Below are 16,641 nucleotides of genomic sequence, written 5' to 3' on the forward strand. Positions count from 1 at the left end.
TGTCCCGTACCCGCGCGTTACGCCATACGGCTCAGTCCTGCGGGCGCTTGAGGCGGGCGACGAACTTGTACCGGTCGCCCCGGTACACCGACCGCACCCATTCCACCGGCTCGCCCTGCCGGTCGATCGAGTGGCGGGAGAGCATCAGCATGGGCAGGCCCACGTCGGTGCCGAGCAGTCCGGCCTCGCGCGGGGTCGCCAGCGAGGTCTCGATGGTCTCCTCGGCCTCGGCGAGGTGGACGTCGTACACCTCGGCGAGCGCGGTGTAGAGAGAGGTGTACTTGACGAGCGACCTGCGCAGGGCGGGGAAGCGCTTGGCGGAGAGATGGGTCGTCTCGATGGCCATCGGCTCGCCGCTCGCGAGGCGAAGCCGCTCGATGCGCAGCACCCGGCCGCCGGCCGAGATGTCGAGAAGGCCGGCGAGGCTCTCGTCCGCCGTGATGTAGCCGATGTCCAGCAGCTGCGAGGTCGGTTCGAGGCCCTGGGCCCGCATGTCCTCGGTGTACGAGGTCAGTTGGAGCGCCTGGGAGACCTTCGGCTTGGCGACGAAGGTGCCCTTGCCCTGGATGCGTTCGAGACGCCCCTCGACGACCAGTTCCTGAAGGGCCTGCCGCACCGTGGTGCGCGAGGTGTCGAACTCGGCGGCGAGGGTCCGCTCGGGCGGTACCGGCGTACCGGGCGGCAGTGTCTCCGTCATGTCGAGCAGGTGCTTCTTGAGGCGGTAGTACTTGGGCACGCGCGCGGTACGGATGGGCGCCCCACCCTCGTTCTCCGCACTGCTGACGTCGGTGCTCATGCTCTGCCTTCCCGGCTCCGGATGCCGAAGCGACCGACATATCGACGGCCACGGCTCACATCGTGGCACGGCTTTCCGTGCGAGTGTTCCCCGCACGCTCCGTGATCCCCTCTATATACCGTCGGCGTACCCGTTGGTCTAGTCCATCACGCGCAGACGGTGGTACCGGCGGCGGCGGGGACGGCCGCGCGGACGGCCCGTGGATGGTTCACCCGCAGGCCAGGGATGGTTCTCTCCGCAGGCGGTGAACGGGCCCGCTATTTATGCCACTTACCTACTTAAAGGTCCTTGCATATGTAGGTCCCATAACGGACGACTGGACGGGCTTACACACCCTTGACACCCCTCTAGGTCTAGGCCAAGCTCCCGGTACTGGTCTACACCATTGGTCCAGTCCCGGCCCCACGGGCGGTACACGGCGTATGTCACCGCGGGGAGCAGGGGGGTTTGTGGCATCCCTGAGGAGGGTGGCGTGAAGCGCAAGCTGATAGCCGCGATCGGTATCGCGGGCATGATCTTCTCCGTCGCGGCGTGCGGGAACGACAACAAGTCCGGGGGGTCGGACAAGGGCGCGGACGCCAAGGAGCTGACGGTCTGGCTCACGGTCGACGCGCAGAACAACTGGCCCGAGCTGGTCACGGCGGCCGACACGGCGATCAAGGCGAAGCACCCCGGCATCAAGATCAAGCACGAGTACTACGGCTGGCCGGACAAGAACACCAAGCTCGACGCGGTCCTCGCCACCGACAAGGTGCCGGACGTGGTCGAGATGGGCAACAGCGAGATGCTCGGCTACATGGTCAAGGGCGCCTTCGCTCCCCTCGACGCCTCGAAGTTCGAGAACTCGGACGGCTGGCTGGACGGCCTCAAGACCTCCGTCACCTACGACGGCAAGACCTACGGCGTGCCGTACTACGCCGGAGGCCGCGTCGGCAACTGGCGCAAGGACGTCGCCGCCTCGGCCGGCGTGAAGACCCCGCCGAAGACGTACCAGGAGCTCACCTCCGACCTGGACAAGATCCAGAAGAAGGAGGGCGGCAAGTTCAGCGCCTGGTACCAGCCCACCCGCGACTGGTACGCGGCCATGTCCTTCGTCTACGACGCGGGCGGCTCCATCGCGAAGGAGGAGGGCGGCCAGTGGAAGGCCAACCTCTCCTCGCCCGAGTCGGTCAAGGGCCTCACCGAGTTCAAGAACGTCGTCGACAAGTACATGCACGGCGACAAGACCAAGGACGAGTCCGACCGTTACATCGTCTACGGCCAGGGCAAGTCCGGCATGATCTTCGGTGCCGCCTGGGAGGGCGCGACCGCCGAGGACCCGAAGAGCGACAAGACCGGCAAGCTCAAGGGCAACCTCGAGAACTTCGTGATGCCCGGCCCGTCCGGCAAGAACCTCCCCGTCTTCCTGGGCGGCTCCGACCTCGCCGTCCCGGTGAAGTCGAAGGCGCAGGCCGTCGCCGCCGAGTGGATCAACGCGTTCACCGGCGCCACCGGCCAGAAGGGCCTGATGGCCAAGGGCAACCTGCCCAACAACAAGACCGACCTCGCCACCCTGAAGAACGACCCGGCGACGGTCGTCCCGGCCACCGCGGCCGAGTCCAGCTGGTTCGTCCCGATGGCGCCGGGCTGGGGCCAGGTCGAGAAGGCCCAGGTCCTGCAGACCATGCTGCAGAACATCGGCACCGGCAAGAAGTCGGTCGCGGACGCCGCGAAGGAAGCGGACGCCGCGATCGACAAGGTCATCAACACCAAGTGACCTGAGAGCAGGGCCCCGCCGGTCCTCCTTCACGGAGGGGCGGGGCCCTGCCTCCCGTACGGCCCGGCCCGGGGCTCGCCCCGTGGCGCCCGGCCGTGCGGGCCCTTCGCTTTCGTACGACCTGAGGGACCGCTGAGGAGCGCGCGATGAGTGCCGCAGACACGACCACCCCCGCCAAGGTGCCGCCACCGCGGCAGGCACCGCCACCGGCCGTCGCCGAGGCGCCACGCACCAAGCGGACCTCGGGTGCGGCGGCGACGCCCTGGGCCCTGCTCGCCCCGTGCCTGCTGATCCTCGCGCTGGTCCTCGGCTATCCGCTGGTGCGCCTGGTCACGCTCTCCTTCCAGAAGTTCGGGCAGTCCCAGCTGTGGGGTTTCCAGCCGGCCGAGTCGGTCGGCTTCGACAACTTCGCCAACGTGCTCTCGGACAGCGAGTTCTGGGCGGTGGTCGTCCGGACCGTCCTGTTCGCCGGCGGGGCCGTCGTCTTCACGATGGTCCTCGGCATGCTGATCGCGCTGCTCCTCCAGCGGGTCTCCGGCTGGGTGAAGACCCTCATCAACATCGTGCTGGTGGCCAGTTGGGGCATGCCCATCATCGTGGCCACCACGGTCTTCAAGTGGCTCTTCGACTCCGACTACGGCGTCTTCAACGCGCTGCTCAGCAAGCTCCCCGGCGTCGACATGATCGGCCACAACTGGTTCGCGAGCGGAGCGCAGGGCCTGAGCGTGATCATGCTCCTGGTCGTGTGGGGCGCGGTGCCGTTCGTCGTCATCACCCTCAGCGCGGGACTCACCCAGGTGCCCGCCGAGCTGGAGGAGGCGGCACGGCTCGACGGCGCGGGCGCCTGGGGCGTCTTCCGCCATGTCACGCTGCCGATCCTCAAGCCGATCATCGTGATGCTCACGACCCTCTCCGTCATCTGGGACATGGGCGTCTTCCCGCAGGTCTTCGTCATGCGGGGCGGCCACCCGGAGGCGGAGTTCCAGCTGCTCACCACGTACTCGTACGACCGCGCCTTCGTCGTCAACGACTACGCGCAAGGATCGGCGATCGCCGTGCTGACCGTGCTGCTGCTCCTGGGCGTGGTCGCCGTGTACATGCGTCAGATGCTGCAGATCGGAGAGGTCGAATGAGTGCCGTCGCCACGTCCGGGCGTAGGTCCGCCGCGGGGCGGAAGTCCTCCGGGCCCCGCAAGTCCAAGCTCGGCTGGAACGTCCTCGGCCTGCTCGTCTTCGTCACCGCGGGCTTCCCCGTCTACTGGATGCTCAACACGGCGATCAAACCGGCCAAGGACGCCATCGACAGCGATCCGAGCCTGTTCCCCACGGGGTTCACGCTCGACAACTTCCGCCGCGCGCTGGACATCGCCGACTTCTGGGGCCCGGTCGGCCGCAGCCTGATCGTGTCGCTCTCGGTGGTCGTGATCGGCATCGTGGTGGGGATGCTGGCCGCGCTGGCCATCTCCCGCTTCGCCTTCCGCGGTCGCAAGGCAGTGATCGTCGGCATCCTCGCGGTGCAGATGGTCCCGCTGGTCGCCATGATCATCCCGGTCTTCCTGCTGCTGAACGACCTGCACCAGTACGACAAGCTCTCCGGTCTGATCCTCACGTATCTGACCTTCATCCTCCCCTTCACGGTGTGGACGCTGCGCGGTTTCATCGTCAACATCCCGAAGGAGCTGGAGGAGGCGGCGATGGTCGACGGGTGCAGCCGCACGGGCGCCTTCATCCGCGTGGTCTTCCCGCTGCTGGCCCCCGGCATGGTCGCGACGTCCGTCTACGCCTTCATCCAGGCCTGGAACGAATACCTCTACGCCCTCATGCTGCTGAGCCAGCAGAACCAGACCGCCACCGTCTGGCTCGGCAACTTCACCACCAAGCACGGCACCGAGTACGCCCCGATGATGGCCGGATCCACCATGATGGCCGTGCCGATCGTCGTTCTGTTCCTCCTCGTCCAGCGCAAGATGGCCGCGGGTCTGACCGCGGGCGCCGTGAAGGGATAACGCCTCCCGATGACGACATTCGCCAGTGGTACCACTGCGTCCAATTCAAAGGATGGCCTGACGCGCGACGCCCTCACCGTGCTCCAGCCCGGCTTCACCGGGACCACGGCTCCGGACTGGCTGCTGCGCCGCCTCGGTGAAGGCCTCGCCTCCGTCGGCCTGTTCGGCCGCAACATCGCCTCGCCCGATCAACTGGCCGCCCTGACAGCCCAGTTGCGCGTCGAACGTGACGACGTCCTGGTTGCCATCGACGAGGAGGGCGGCGACGTCACCCGTCTGGAGGTGCGCACCGGGTCGTCCTTCCCGGGCAACCACGCGCTCGGCGCCGTCGACGACGTGGCGCTCACCGAGGCCGTCGCCCTCGAACTCGGCCGCCGGCTGGCCGCCTGCGGAGTGAACCTCAACTGGGCGCCGTCCGCCGACGTGAACTCCAACCCGGCCAACCCGGTCATCGGCGTACGGTCCTTCGGCGCCGACACCGACCTGGTCGCCCGCCACACGGCCGCCTACGTCACCGGCCTCCAGGCCGCCGGCGTCGCCGCCTGCACCAAGCACTTCCCGGGCCACGGGGACACCGCGGTGGACTCCCACCACGCCCTGCCCCGTATCGACGCGAACCTGTCGGTCCTCCAGTCCCGCGAACTCGTCCCCTTCCGGGCCGCGATCGCCGCGGGCAGCCGGGCCGTGATGAGCGCGCACATCCTCGTCCCTGCCCTGGACCCGGACCGCCCGGCCACCCTCTCCCGTCGCATCCTCACCGGTCTGCTGCGCGAAGAACTCGGCTACGACGGCCTGATCGTCACCGACGGCATGGAGATGCAGGCCATCGCGGCGACGTACGGCATCGAGCGGGGCAGCGTGCTGGCCATCGCGGCCGGCGCGGACGCCATCTGTGTCGGCGGCGGACTGGCGGACGACGACACCGTGCGCCGCCTCCGCGACGCCCTGGTCTCCGCCGTCCGCGCCGGCGAACTCCCCGAGGAACGCCTCGCGGACGCGGCGAACCGGGTGCGGGCGCTGGCCGAGTGGACGGCCGCGGCCTCCGCGATCCCGAAGGCTCCGCCGGTCACCTCCGCCTCGGCGGTCACCTCCCGCACGAATGGCTTGAACAGCTCGAACGCTTCGAACGGCTCGGGCGGTACAGACGGTACGAGCGGTACGGGTGCGGTGAAGGGTACGGGCGGTGCGGGCAGTACAGCTGGTGCGGACGGTGTGAACGGTACGGGCGGTACGGACAGCTCGGACGGCTCGGACAGCTCGGACGGTTCAAGCGGCTCGAACAGCCCGAACAGTTCGAACAGTTCGAACGGATCGGGCGGTGCGGGCGGCTCCGGCGGCTCGGGCGGAACCTCCGACGTAGGCCTCGTCGCCGCCCGGCGCGCGCTGACCGTGACCCGCTCCGCGTCGTACAGCCCGCTCACAGAGGCCCCCTACGTCGCCGCGCTCACCCCGGTCGCGAACATCGCCGTCGGTGACGAGACCCCCTGGGGCGTGGCCGCGGAGCTGGCCCGGCTGCTTCCCGGCACGGAGACCGGCACCTTCACCGGCGAGGACGCGGGCTCCTCGGCCCTCGCCGCCGCGGGAGCGCGACCCCTCGTGGCGGTCGTCCGCGACGAACACCGTCACCCCTGGATGGCTGCGGCCCTCGACACCCTGCTCGCCTCCCGCCCCGACACCGTCGTGGTCGAGATGGGCGTTCCCCAGGCGGCGCCCCGGGGCGCCCTGCACATCGCCACCCACGGGGCGGCGCGGGTGTGCGGCCAGGCGGCGGCGGAGGTCATCGCGGGGCAGTAGCGGACCGGCCCCCGGGCCACCACGCACAGGTGCCGGGCGCTCCCTCGGGAGGCCCGGCACCTGCGTGTCCGCCGCTGGGCTGGGTCCGCGCGTTCGCCGCGCGGGCCCCGGTTGCCGCTAGATGCCCTGCCAGTCCGGCTTGGCGGCGAACGTCTGCCGGAAGTAGTCCGCCAGCTTCAGCTTGGACGCGGCGGCTTCGTCGACGACCACGGTCGCGTGCGGGTGCAGCTGCAGCGCCGACGCCGGGCAGACCGCCGCGACCGGCCCCTCGACCGTCGCCGCCACGGCGTCCGCCTTGCCCTCGCCGGTCGCGAGCAGCACCAGGTGCCGCGCCTCCAGGATCGTGCCGATGCCCTGCGTGATGACGTGGTGCGGCACCTGCCCGATGTCGCCGTCGAAGAACCGCGCGTTGTCCACCCGGGTCTGCTCGGTCAGTGTCTTGATCCGGGTCCGCGAGGCGAGCGAGGAGCACGGTTCGTTGAACCCGATGTGCCCGTCCGTCCCGATCCCCAGCAGCTGGAGGTCGACCCCGCCGACCGCCGTCAGCGCCTTGTCGTACGCCTCGCACGCGGCCTGGACGTCCGTCGCGGTGCCGTCGGGACCCATGAACGCGTCCATGCCGAGGCTCAGCGGTTCCAGCACCTCGCGCCGCAGCACGGAACGGTACGACTCGGGGTGCTCGGCCGGCAGCCCCACGTACTCGTCGAGCTGTGCGACGCGCGCACCCGAGGCGTCCACGGCGCCGGAACCCACTCGGGCCGCCAGCGCCTCATAGATGGGCAGCGGCGTCGAGCCGGTGGCCACGCCGAGCAGTGCGTCGGGCTTGCGCCTGAGCAGTTCCGCCATGGCCTCGGCGATCAGCTCGCCGCCCGCCTTGGCGTCCGGGACGATGACAACTTCCACGCTGGGCCTGCCGATCTGGAGAGGGGACTCAGGAACTCAACCGAATCCGAAGGGGGACACATGTGGTATAGACCAATCTAGCAGAGCGTCACCGTTCCGTCGCCCCGGAACGGGGTGCGTCACGGGGTGAACCGCCGGACCCGCTCGGACCCGCCCGGACGGCCCCACCGGGCTCCGCTCATCCGGCAACTCCGCCCGTTCACGAACCGAAGCGGGATAGTCTGATGGGCGCTCCTGGTGTTGGATAAGCGGACAACAAACGCCATCGGCAGGCATAGGGGCTGCGGACACATGGACGCAGGACCATGGTCTAGTCCACAATTGCTTTGAGAAACTGAACGAGCCTCCGTCTTCCCCGCACAGGAAGACGGACCGAGGAACCGGCGCTCTCTGCCCTGACTGCTCCGGCTCCTCTCTTCGGCCGACCGGGACCGCACACCCCACGGCCGTTGTTGCTCCGGGCTGCGGTGCCGGGAGGGTCGAGGGTCCCTCCCAGGCGCCGCGGCCCGCGGGTGTTTCCGGGGCCGTAAGGTTCCCGTGAGGCCCCGCGCGGGTGGCCGATTTCGGGACCTGTCGGATCCGCCGGGTACGCTCGCACTCGTGCCCTCCATGAACGACCTCGTACGCCAGCACACCGCTCTCGGTGACTCCGATCTCGAGTGGCTGCATCTGCTGGTCTCGGAGTGGCAGTTGCTCTCCGACCTCTCCTTCGCCGACCTCGTCCTGTGGGTTCCCACGCGCGACGGCACCCGCTATGTCTCGGTCGCCCAGATGCGCCCGAACACAGGGCCCACCTCGTACCAGGACGACATGGTCGGCCATCTGGTCCCGCGCGGCCGCCGCCCTCTGCTGGACGCGGCGCTCGACGAGGGCCGGATCGTGCGCGAGGGCGATCCCGAATGGCGCGAGGAGGTGCCCGTCCGGGTCGAGTCCATTCCCGTACGACGGGAGGGCCGGGTCCTCGGAGTCATCGCCCGCAACACCAACCTGCTCACCGTGCGCACCCCGAGCCGTCTCGAACTGACGTATCTGCAGAGCGCCTCCGACCTCGCGCAGATGATCGCGGCGGGCACCTTCCCGTTCCTCGACCAGCAGGTCGACATGGACGCCTCGCCGAGGGTCGGCGACGGACTGATCCGCCTCGACGCGGACGGCGTCGTCCAGTACGCCTCACCGAACGCGCTCTCCGCGTACCACCGCCTGGGCCTGGCCGCCGACCTGGTGGGCTGCAACCTCGGCACCACGACCGCCGAACTCGCCCCGTCCCGGGGCCCGGTGGACGAGGCGCTGTCCAAGGTCGCCAGCGGCTGGGCGCCTCGCGAGTTCGAGATCGAGAGCGCCGAGGGCGTGATCCAGCTGCGGGCGATCCCGCTCAAGCCCAAGGGCACCCGGGTCGGTTCCCTGGTCCTGCTCCGCGATGTCACCGAACTGCGCCGCCGCGAGCGCGAATTGATCACCAAGGACGCCACCATCCGGGAGATCCATCACCGGGTGAAGAACAACCTCCAGACGGTGGCGGCCCTGCTGCGGCTGCAGGCCCGCCGTATCGAGTCCGACCGCGGGCGGGAAGCCCTGGAGGAGGCCGTGCGCCGGGTCGGGTCCATCGCGATCGTGCACGAGACGCTCTCCCAGAACCTGGACGAGCGGGTCGAGTTCGACGAGATCGCCGACCGGGTGCTCGCCATGGTCGCCGAGATCTCACCGGGCAAGGTCACCGGCCGGCGCACCGGGCGTTTCGGCATCCTGGACGCCGAGGTCGCGACCCCGCTCTCGATGGTTCTCACCGAGATCCTGCAGAACGCGCTGGAGCACGGCTTCCGCGAGGGCGACCGGGGCACCGTAGAGGTCTCCGCGGTGCGCGGCGGCACCTCCAAGGACGCCCGACTGCTGGTCACCGTGACGGACGACGGGGTCGGACTGCCCGAGGGCTTCGACCCGCACCGCTCGGGCAACCTCGGCCTGCAGATCGTACGGACGCTGGTGGAGGGCGAGTTGGGCGGCACATTCGACATGGTGGCCGCTCCGGAGCGCGGCACCCAGGTCCTGCTGGACATTCCGGTGATCGTGCCCAAGTAGTCGGCCCGCTCACGATGGGCGTACGGCTCGCACAAGTGGCCTATGGCCAGGGCGAGTCGGCGCTCACGGGGGATCGTCACTCACTGTGACCGGTCCTGGGCTCGAACAGCAATGAGCCCCGGACCACCAGGTGGTCCGGGGCTGAAAGCTCGTTGCATCAAGCGCATCGGGGTACTGCGCGCTGCGGCTCGGGGGCGGGAGTTGCGTACTCGCTGTACGCGCCGCCAAGCTCAGGCTCGTTCGGGGTGGAACGTCAGGCGGTGGCCTGACGAGCTCGGTTGCGGGCGGCACGGCGCTTCATTGCGCGGCGCTCGTCCTCGCTGAGGCCACCCCAGACGCCGGAGTCCTGGCCGGACTCGAGCGCCCACTGCAGACACTGCTCCATGACGGGGCAGCGGCGACAGACGGCCTTGGCTTCCTCGATCTGCAGCAGCGCAGGACCGGTGTTGCCGATGGGGAAGAAGAGCTCGGGGTCTTCCTCGCGGCAAACGGCGTTGTGACGCCAGTCCATGGCTGCTACCTCTCCTTGGTATTACATGCACGTTGCTTGTGAATGTGAACGCTTTCACGAATCCCTCAACAAGTGAAGGGCCGACAGCCAGACGGACTGGTGTGGTCCTGTGATTTGAGGAGGGGTTCCGGTGCTCTGGGGGCCGATTGTGCGGGCCGTCCCGAGCGCCACGTAGAGACTCGCAAACCTCAGCGGCGGATACAACCCCTTCAGGAAAGTTTTTTTTGATTCCTCGGTGTCGGCTGAGTCACAGCCGTACTTCCATGGGGTGGACCCTGGTCTAAACGTTCGAGTGAAAGGAGTTTGGCCCCTTCCACTCACACAATCACACGCAGTGCACGGCGTACGCCTGTGAACGTCACGCTTGTACGCAGTCCCAGATGGTCGCCGTCCATCTGAAGGGGGAGTGGAACCTTCGAATGCAAGGTGAAGTCCGTCAGGTCATGCAGAGTGACGGCATGCTTGCCCTGGGGTCCACGCTCGGGGGACGAAGTGAGCAACTGGGTGGCATACCGGGCAGCCGAGGCCGTCGACATGCGGCTGAGGGCGAGTACGTCGAGTCCGGTATCGAACGAGGCCTTAGGCGTCGCGTACACCGGACGATTGCCGAGAAACGTCCACGGCGAGGTGTTGCAGATGATGGACAGGACCAGATCGGTGACCGGGGCCGCGCCGGGGCGCTCCAGTGTGATCATTCCGTGCCGGCGGTGAGGTTCGTCCCAAAACTGGCGTGCCACTTGGCGGAGATACAGCGCATGAGTGGAGCGCCGGCCGAGCTCGCGCTGCTGCTCGACCCGGCCCACCACCCCCGCGTCGAAGCCGAGGCCGGCGCAGAAGGTGAACCAGCGGGAGGGTACGGACTCGTCCTCGGTGCCGGGAGTCCCCGCGGCGAGGCCGAGGCCGACCGTGCGCTCGCGCTCCTCGCGCAGCGCGTCCAGCAGGGCGCCGGTCGCCTCCACCGCGTCGTTCGGCAGGCCGAGGGCGCGGGCGAAGACATTGGTGGAGCCGCCGGGGACCACGGCGAGGCGGGGAAGGCGTTCCGGGTCGGGGCCCCGGTGCAGCAGACCGTTCACGACCTCGTTGACCGTGCCGTCCCCGCCGAGGGCCACGACCATGTCTATGTCGTCGCTGTCGGCGGCCTGCCGGCCGAGGTCCCGGGCGTGCCCGCGGTACTCGGTGGTGACCACTTCGAGCTTCATCTCACTGGCCAATGCGTGGATCAAGACATCACGCGTGCGCGCACTTGTGGTGGTTGCTGCCGGATTGACCACGAGAAGTGCACGCATGCGATGCAGCGTACCTACTGGGTGGTACTCGTCCCAGACCGAGGTAGGGATCCAGTAAGAGTCCCGGGGTGCGCCGGGGGTGCGGCGACGGACCGGTGCGGGCCCCGAAACGCAGTGGTGTCCGGCCCCGGGGCGCTCGGTGGTCCGGGGCCGACGGCTACTCTTCGGGGGTGAGCCGTGAGCAGAATCCCACCCCCGACGCCCCCCTCTCCGAACCCCGTCCCGGGCGGTTGACCGCCGCGGCGGCGCTGGCCGCGCTGGAGGGGGCCGCCCTGGTGGCGGGCGGTGTGTGCATCCTCGTGCTCGGCCTCACGGGCGACTCCGGCAGCCGGCAGCAGGGCGTCACCGGCGGTGTCACGCTGATCGTGCTGGCGCTGCTGCCGCTCCTGGCCGCGCGCGGACTGCTGCTGCGCCGCAGCTGGAGCCGGGGCCCGGCCCTCATCACCCAGATTCTGGCGCTGCCCGTCGCCTACACCCTGCTCCAGGCCGACAGTGTCGCGATCCCGGCCGGCATCGCCCTCGCGGTCGTCGCGGTGGCGGCCCTGGTGCTGCTGGTGAACCCGGCAACGACACGGGCCCTCGGAATCCGAGGGCCCGGCGGCGGCGTACAGGACGAGAAGTAGGCGGGGCTCACTCCTCGAGCTTCGAGCGTGCTTCTTGCGCTCACGCTTCGACTCACTCCTCGACGAGGAGCTTCTCCCGCAGCTGGGCGAGGGTGCGGGCCAGCAGCCGCGAGACGTGCATCTGCGAGATGCCGACCTCCTGCGCGATCTGCGACTGCGTCATGTTGCCGAAGAAGCGAAGCAGCAGGATCCGCTTCTCCCGCGGCGGCAGGTCCTCGAGCAGCGGCTTGAGCGACTCCCGGTACTCGACGCCCTCCAGTGCCTCGTCCTCGGCGCCCAGGGTGTCGGCGACCGCCGGGGACTCGTCGTCCGTGTCGGGGACGTCCAGGGACAGCGTGGAGTACGCGTTGGCGGACTCCAGGCCCTCCAGGACCTCCTCCTCCGAGATGGCCAGCTTCTCGGCCAGCTCGTGGACCGTCGGGGAGCGGCCGTGCAGCTGGGAGAGCTCGGCGGTCGCCGTGGTCAGCGCCAGCCGCAGTTCCTGGAGGCGGCGCGGGACGCGCACCGCCCAGCCCTTGTCGCGGAAGTGCCGCTTGATCTCGCCGACCACCGTCGGGGTCGCGTACGTCGAGAATTCGACGCCGCGCTCCGGGTCGAAGCGGTCGACCGACTTGATCAGCCCGATCGTCGCGACCTGGGTGAGGTCGTCCAGCGGCTCACCGCGGTTGCGGAAGCGGCGCGCGAGGTGCTCGACGAGCGGCAGGTGCATGCGGACCAGCTGGTTGCGCAGCTCCGCGTACTCGGTGCTGCCGTCCTGCAGCTTGCGCAGCTCGATGAACATCGCCCGCGCCCCGCTGCGGTCCTGCGGGTCGTGCCGGATGTGCTGGGCGCTGGGCCCGTGCTGGATGTGCTGGGCGCTCGGCCCGTGCTGCGCGCCCTGCACCTTCTGCTCCGCGTTTCGCTCGTGCTCGCTCATAGTCCCGCCCGTCACCATTCCCCGAGCTCGCGGCTCTTCCCCCGTGTCCTCGGCCGCGCTCGAACCGGGGGGACCTCCCCGTCGGGGGAAGACTCCCGGCTGTGCCGCTGCTGCCGAGGAGACGCCGATCTCCGGATGCGGCCGGGCCTGTTCGGGGATGCCGTCGACGCCGTCCGCCGTGTGCCGCGGCCCGTCCGGGCCGTCGGCGCGCTCCGCGGGAGGCTCCCGTGTGCCGCGCTCTTCGTCCCGCACCGGCCCGTCCCCGTTCCTCACGCCGGCCCGGGTCCCGCGCCGCGCTGTTTGTAGAGGCTGATCGTCACGGTCTTGTCCTCGGCGACGGTGGACTCGACCTTGCCCGCGAGCGCCGACAGGACGGTCCACGCGAAGGTGTCACGTGACGGAGCGTGACCGTCGGTGGTCGGAGCCGAGACCGTGACCTCCAGTGAGTCGTCGATCAGCCGGAACACACAGCTGAGCACCGAACCGGGGACGGCCTGCTGCAGCAGGATCGCGCAGGCCTCGTCCACCGCGATGCGCAGATCCTCGATCTCGTCGAGGGTGAAGTCCAAACGGGCTGCCAGCCCGGCCGTGGCCGTGCGCAGTACCGACAGGTAGGCACCCGCGGCCGGCAGCCGGACTTCCACGAAGTCCTTCGTCGCGGGCTCGCCTGCGATCTGGGACACCCTCACCTCCATGGTGGTACAAGCTCATTCGAGCTCTTTCGGGGCCGAGGGTCGCCCCCCGGGGTAACGCGCTACGTCTTTCAGCGGTGACGCTACCGCGCTCCCGACTTTCCTGTCCTGGGGACCCCGTCCCTTGCTGTCACTCATAGTAAGCCCATGAGTACGGACAGTGGCTAGAGGTCTGCGGCCCCAAATAGGAAGAGCGCGCGCCGGGTTGACGTACCCAGGCGTCCGACGGTCGAACCGTCCGGATCGTGAGTCACGCGCGTACGTGATCGACGGCTCAGACGAGTACGTGGTCCACGAAACACCAACGCCAGTTCTCCCCCTGCTCGAACGTGCGCATGATCGGATGTCCGGTGTCCTTGTGGTGCTCCGTCGCGTGCCGCAGCGGTGAGGAGTCACAACAGGCGAGATGCCCGCACTCCAGACACAGCCGAAGCTGCACCGGGTGGGTGCCGGCGGCCACACACTCCAGGCAGGTCTCGCTCCCGGGCTCGGGTTCGGGCTGCGGCAGCGCTTCGGCGTGCGTGCACTGTTTCATGATGGCCAGGTTACGTCGGGCGTGCGGGATGCCGCGCGAAAAAAGAGGGCGGGCAAAAGACGATGGATGTGCTGCCACTGCTGTTGCTGGTCGCGGGGAGTGCGGCGGTCGCCGGGGCCGCCCGCCGCACCCCGGTCCCGGCGCCTCTGCTGATCGTCGCCGTGGCCCTGCTGATCTCGTACGTCCCCGGGGTGCCCGCGTACGAACTCGACCCCGACATCGTGCTCCCGCTGGTGCTGCCCCCGCTGCTGTACACGGCGGCCACCGACAGCTCCTACCTCGACCTGAGGGCCCATCTGAGGCCGGTCGCGCTGCTGTCGGTCGGGTACGTCCTCTTCGCGACCCTCGTGGTCGGCTGGGCCGCCTATCTGCTCGTACCGGGCCTGCCGCTGCCCGCGGCGCTGGTGCTCGGCGCCGTGGTCGCGCCGCCGGACGCGGTGGCCGCGACGGCCGTGGCGCGCCGGGTGGGACTGCCCTCACGGATCACCACGATCCTGCAGGGCGAGTCCCTGGTGAACGACGCGACCGCGATCACCGCCTACAAGGTGGCGCTCGCCGCGGCGGTCGGCGAGGGCGCGACCTGGGCGGGCGGCATCCGCGAGTTCCTGCTCGCGGCGGGCGGCGGGGTGGTCGTCGGGCTCGTCCTGATGATCCCCATCCACTGGCTGCGCACCCACATGAACGAAGCGCTCCTGCAGAACACCCTCTCTCTGCTGATCCCCTTCGTCGCCTACGGCATCGCCGAGCAGTTGAACGCCTCCGGGGTGCTCGCGGTGGTCGTCGTCGCGCTCTACCTCGGACACCGTTCCTGGGAGGTGGACTTCGCGACCCGGCTCCAGGAGGAGGCGGTGTGGAAGATGGTCGCGTTCGTCCTGGAGTCCGCGGTGTTCGCGCTGATCGGACTCCAACTGCCCGTCGTCCTGAAGGGCCTCGGTGCCGACGAGGGCACGAGCGCCGCCTGGTACGCCCTCGTTCTCTTCCTCGTCGTCGTCGCGACCCGCTTCGTGTGGGTGTACCCCGCCACCTTCCTGCCCCGCATCCTGTCGTCGCGCATCCGCGAACGCGAGGACAACCCCACCTGGAAGGGGCCGTTCATCATCGGCTGGGCCGGCATGCGCGGAGTCGTCTCGCTCGCCGTCGCCTTCTCCATCCCGCTCACCGTGCACGGCGGCGGCGCCTTCCCCGACCGCAACCTGATCCTCTTCCTGACCTTCACCACCGTCATCGGCACCCTGGTAGTGCAGGGACTGACCCTGCCCCCGCTGATCCGGCTGCTGAAACTGCCGGGACGCGACACACAGGCCGAGACGCTCGCCGAGGCCAACGCCCAGGCACAGGCCTCCCGCGCCGCCGAGGAGCGCCTCGACGAACTCCTCGCCGACGAGCGCAACGCCCTGCCCCCGCCGCTCGCCGAGCGTCTGCGCACGGTGATGGAGCGGCGCCGCAACGCCGTCTGGGAGCGGCTCGGCGCGGTCAACCCGGTCACCGGCGAGACCGCGGACGACACCTACCGCCGCCTCTCCCGCGAGATGATCGGCACCGAGCGCGATGTGTTCGTCAAGCTGCGCGACCACCGCTACATCGACGACGAGATGCTGCGCACGCTGCTGCGCCGGCTGGACCTGGAGGAGGCGGCGGCCTACCGGGAGGCGGCCTGAGGCCCGGTCTCCGCGGCGGGGAACGGCGCTCCGGTGATCACCGCCGCCACCGTCGTGCCGCGCGGGAACACGCCTTCCCCGGCGAGGGCGACAAGTCCGTAGAGCATCTTGGCGACATAGAGACGTTCGACGGGCAGCCCGTGGCGCTGCTCGAAGTCCTCGGCGAAGGCGTCGAGTTCGGGAGTGGTGCGGGCGTAGCCGCCGAAGTGGAAGCGGTCGTCGAGGGACCAGGTGCCGCGCCGGGCGCCGAACGCGGCCGTCTGGAGGGCCGCCGTCTCGGCGCCGAGGAAGCCGCCCCGCAGGACCGGGACGCCCAGGGCGCGCTGACCGGGGGCGAGGCCCGCGGCCATCCCGGCGAGGGTGCCGCCGGTGCCGCAGGCGAGGGCGGCCACGTCGATGCCGCCGTGGCCGCGGAGTTCCTCGCCGAGCGCCCGGCAGCCGCGTACGGCGAGGGCGTTGCTGCCGCCCTCGGGCACCACGTACGCGTCCTCGGTGCCCGTCGCGCGCAGGATCCCGGCCAGCGTTCGCGGCTCCGTCTTGTGGCGGTACGTCGATCTGTCGACGAAGTGAAGACGCATGCCGTCCGCCGCGCAGCGGGCCAGTGAGGGGTTGAGGGGGCGGCCGGCCAGTTCCTGGCCCCGGACCACTCCGAGGGTGGGCAGGCCCATGAGGCGGCCGGCGGCGGCGGTGGCGCGCAGATGGTTCGAGTACGCCCCGCCGAAGGTGACCAGGGTGCGGCCCGCCGCCGCTTCGAGGTTCGGCGTCAGCTTGCGCCACTTGTTGCCGATGAGCTCCGGGTGGATCAGATCGTCCCGCTTCAGCACCAGCCGCACCCCGTACCGCTCGAACCGCCCGTCCACGACCTCCCGCAGGGGCGACGGGACGCAGGGCCGGAGTCCGAGGAAGGCGCGCGGGCCCCCCGACCTGACCGGGCCCCTCCGCCCGACCGGGGCAGTGGGGCCGACCGGGGTCAGCGGGTCGACGGGACCGGCGGGACTTTCCGGAGTGCCAGGGTCGGCCGGAGTGTCCGGGTCGGCCGGACCGGCCGGACCGGCCGGGCTGTGCGGGGTGGCCAGGTCGGCCGGGGTGG

At 69.9% G+C, this 16,641-nt stretch carries 15 protein-coding genes; 7 read left to right on the forward strand and 8 right to left on the reverse strand.

Going from position 1 to position 16,641, the window contains the following annotated elements:
• Nucleotides 1–31: 31 nt before the first annotated feature.
• Entirely contained in the window at nucleotides 32–796 is a 765-nt protein-coding gene (locus tag ACFYR3_RS21955; protein WP_355844651.1) for a GntR family transcriptional regulator, read from the reverse strand.
• A gap of 472 nt (nucleotides 797–1,268) precedes the next feature.
• Between ACFYR3_RS21955 and ACFYR3_RS21960 the strand changes: the two genes are divergently transcribed.
• The 4 genes from ACFYR3_RS21960 (at nucleotide 1,269) to ACFYR3_RS21975 (ending at nucleotide 6,351) form a co-directional block, all read left to right on the forward strand.
• Nucleotides 1,269–2,552 carry an extracellular solute-binding protein gene (locus ACFYR3_RS21960; RefSeq protein WP_355844648.1) on the forward strand — a complete coding sequence of 428 codons (1,284 nt, stop codon included), beginning with the start codon at nucleotides 1,269–1,271 and terminating at the stop codon, nucleotides 2,550–2,552.
• Nucleotides 2,553–2,698: 146 nt separating this feature from the next.
• On the forward strand, nucleotides 2,699–3,685 hold the full coding sequence (locus ACFYR3_RS21965; protein ID WP_355844645.1) for a sugar ABC transporter permease: 987 nt from the start codon (nucleotides 2,699–2,701) through the stop codon (nucleotides 3,683–3,685).
• Nucleotides 3,682–4,557 carry a carbohydrate ABC transporter permease gene (locus tag ACFYR3_RS21970; protein ID WP_355844642.1) on the forward strand — a complete coding sequence of 292 codons (876 nt, stop codon included), beginning with the start codon at nucleotides 3,682–3,684 and terminating at the stop codon, nucleotides 4,555–4,557. The genes ACFYR3_RS21965 and ACFYR3_RS21970 overlap by 4 nt, the downstream gene beginning before the upstream one ends.
• A 9-nt stretch (nucleotides 4,558–4,566) precedes the next feature.
• On the forward strand, nucleotides 4,567–6,351 hold the full coding sequence (locus ACFYR3_RS21975; protein WP_389284423.1) for a glycoside hydrolase family 3 protein: 1,785 nt from the start codon (nucleotides 4,567–4,569) through the stop codon (nucleotides 6,349–6,351).
• A gap of 117 nt (nucleotides 6,352–6,468) precedes the next feature.
• Here ACFYR3_RS21975 and nagB read toward each other — a convergent pair whose 3' ends face one another.
• Nucleotides 6,469–7,254, reverse strand: coding sequence for a glucosamine-6-phosphate deaminase (nagB, locus tag ACFYR3_RS21980; protein WP_389284425.1), 786 nt, complete (start codon nucleotides 7,252–7,254; stop codon nucleotides 6,469–6,471).
• 600 nt (nucleotides 7,255–7,854) lie between these two features.
• Here nagB and ACFYR3_RS21985 point away from each other — a divergent pair.
• Nucleotides 7,855–9,330: a PAS domain-containing sensor histidine kinase gene (locus tag ACFYR3_RS21985; protein ID WP_355844633.1), complete on the forward strand. Its 1,476-nt coding sequence runs from the start codon at nucleotides 7,855–7,857 to the stop codon at nucleotides 9,328–9,330.
• 253 nt (nucleotides 9,331–9,583) lie between these two features.
• On the opposite strand, the gene ACFYR3_RS21990 is transcribed toward ACFYR3_RS21985, so the two are convergent.
• Both ACFYR3_RS21990 and ACFYR3_RS21995 read right to left on the reverse strand, forming a co-directional pair.
• Nucleotides 9,584–9,841, reverse strand: coding sequence for a WhiB family transcriptional regulator (locus ACFYR3_RS21990; RefSeq protein WP_006380970.1), 258 nt, complete (start codon nucleotides 9,839–9,841; stop codon nucleotides 9,584–9,586).
• Nucleotides 9,842–10,158: 317 nt separating this feature from the next.
• On the reverse strand, nucleotides 10,159–11,127 hold the full coding sequence (locus ACFYR3_RS21995; protein WP_355844630.1) for a diacylglycerol kinase family protein: 969 nt from the start codon (nucleotides 11,125–11,127) through the stop codon (nucleotides 10,159–10,161).
• A 170-nt stretch (nucleotides 11,128–11,297) separates the two neighbouring features.
• Between ACFYR3_RS21995 and ACFYR3_RS22000 the strand changes: the two genes are divergently transcribed.
• Nucleotides 11,298–11,750: a hypothetical protein gene (locus ACFYR3_RS22000; protein ID WP_355844627.1), complete on the forward strand. Its 453-nt coding sequence runs from the start codon at nucleotides 11,298–11,300 to the stop codon at nucleotides 11,748–11,750.
• Between the two features lie 52 nt (nucleotides 11,751–11,802).
• On the opposite strand, the gene ACFYR3_RS22005 is transcribed toward ACFYR3_RS22000, so the two are convergent.
• The 3 genes from ACFYR3_RS22005 to ACFYR3_RS22015 all read right to left on the reverse strand — a co-directional run bounded on the left by ACFYR3_RS22005 (nucleotide 11,803) and on the right by ACFYR3_RS22015 (nucleotide 13,893).
• Nucleotides 11,803–12,939 carry an RNA polymerase sigma factor SigF gene (locus ACFYR3_RS22005; RefSeq protein ID WP_355844624.1) on the reverse strand — a complete coding sequence of 379 codons (1,137 nt, stop codon included), beginning with the start codon at nucleotides 12,937–12,939 and terminating at the stop codon, nucleotides 11,803–11,805.
• Nucleotides 12,936–13,349, reverse strand: coding sequence for an anti-sigma regulatory factor (locus ACFYR3_RS22010; RefSeq protein ID WP_261707968.1), 414 nt, complete (start codon nucleotides 13,347–13,349; stop codon nucleotides 12,936–12,938). The genes ACFYR3_RS22005 and ACFYR3_RS22010 overlap by 4 nt, the downstream gene beginning before the upstream one ends.
• A 283-nt stretch (nucleotides 13,350–13,632) precedes the next feature.
• Nucleotides 13,633–13,893, reverse strand: coding sequence for a UBP-type zinc finger domain-containing protein (locus ACFYR3_RS22015; RefSeq protein ID WP_261707967.1), 261 nt, complete (start codon nucleotides 13,891–13,893; stop codon nucleotides 13,633–13,635).
• Between the two features lie 62 nt (nucleotides 13,894–13,955).
• Here ACFYR3_RS22015 and ACFYR3_RS22020 point away from each other — a divergent pair, with 62 nt between their 5' ends.
• Nucleotides 13,956–15,551: a Na+/H+ antiporter gene (locus tag ACFYR3_RS22020; protein WP_355844620.1), complete on the forward strand. Its 1,596-nt coding sequence runs from the start codon at nucleotides 13,956–13,958 to the stop codon at nucleotides 15,549–15,551.
• Here the strand turns inward: ACFYR3_RS22020 and ACFYR3_RS22025 are convergent.
• The gene (locus tag ACFYR3_RS22025) at nucleotides 15,533–16,423 is read right to left on the reverse strand and encodes a pyridoxal-phosphate dependent enzyme (protein WP_355844742.1); all 891 of its coding nucleotides are present in this window, start codon (nucleotides 16,421–16,423) and stop codon (nucleotides 15,533–15,535) included. The genes ACFYR3_RS22020 and ACFYR3_RS22025 overlap by 19 nt on opposite strands.
• Nucleotides 16,424–16,641: the final 218 nt, after the last annotated feature.

The organism is Streptomyces sp. NPDC005784 (assembly GCF_042871525.1).
Taxonomy (GTDB): Bacteria; Actinomycetota; Actinomycetes; order Streptomycetales; family Streptomycetaceae; genus Streptomyces.